The sequence below is a fragment of the Saccharopolyspora indica genome, from assembly GCF_027853965.1.
Taxonomy (GTDB): Bacteria; Actinomycetota; Actinomycetes; order Mycobacteriales; family Pseudonocardiaceae; genus Saccharopolyspora; species Saccharopolyspora indica.
The window spans coordinates 1-1,050 of record NZ_JAQGLB010000051.1 but is presented as its reverse complement, the minus strand read 5'-3'; the positions used below and the strand labels follow the sequence as shown (position 1 = coordinate 1,050).

General features: G+C 64.3%; 1 protein-coding gene. It reads left to right on the top strand.

The window, feature by feature from the left end; genetic code table 11:
* Positions 1-143: 143 nt before the first annotated feature.
* Positions 144-1,049: an IS5 family transposase gene (locus tag OU416_RS40185; protein ID WP_333779689.1), complete on the top strand. Its 906-nt coding sequence runs from the start codon at positions 144-146 to the stop codon at positions 1,047-1,049.
* Position 1,050: the final 1 nt, after the last annotated feature.

Sequence of the window (1,050 nt, the reverse complement as noted above, 5' to 3'; positions counted from 1 at the left end):
GCTATAGAGGCTGTTTTGGATCTTGGGTTGGGTGGTTGTGATATGGGCTCAAGATCATCACGGGTGGGGTTCAGGTGCTGAAATGCAGGGCGGGTTCTTGTTATCGCTGAGGTTGTCTAAGCCTGCGATCACAAGAACCCGCCATGTCATTGAACCCTGTACCCGTTGGTGCCGATGTGCGGGGGTGCCGCTGCACGTGCGGCTGCATGACCCGCCGACCCCGCTACACCTCGGATCTCACCGACACCGAGTGGGAAGCTCTCAGCCCGTTGCTGCCCGCGCCACTGGCAGCCACCGGGCTGGGCGGCAGGCCGGAGAAACACTCCCGTCGCACCATGATCGATGCGATCTTCTACGTGGTGGACAACGGCGGTAAATGGCGCAACCTGCCCGCCGATTTCCCGCCCTGGCAGACCGTCTACGGCATGCTTCGCCGCTGGTGCCGTGAGCTGGCCACCAGCGACCTGGTCGACGCGCTGCGCAGGCACCTGCGCACCGCCCTGGGCCGCAGTGCGCGCCCCAGCGCCGGCTGCATCGATTCCCAATCAGTACACAAGACCGCCGAGGCCACCGTGCCCCGCCACAGCAGCGGGTTCGACCCCCACAAGAAAGTCAACGGCCGCAAACGCCACCTCGTCACCGACACCCTCGGGCTGGTGGTGACCGTGGTCATCACCGCCGCCGACGTGCAGGACCGTGATGCCGCCTGGCGCGCGCTCTACGGGGCGTCGTTACGCGGACTCAAACATGTGTGGGCTGATCAGGGCTACGAAGGCCCTCTCGTTGACCAGGCCGAGAACGTCCTCGGCCTGGTCGTGGAAATCGTCTACCGGCAAGCAGGACAGAAAGGCTTCCAACTCCTGCCCCGCCGCTGGGTCATCGAACGCACCCTGGCCTGGATCAGCCGACGACGACGCTGCGCCCGCGACTACGAACGCCTCCCCGAACACCACGCCACCATCGTCTGCTGGGCCGCCATCATCCACATGACACGCAAACTCGCACGCCTAACACACACCACCCAACAAGATCCCAAACAACCTCTATAGC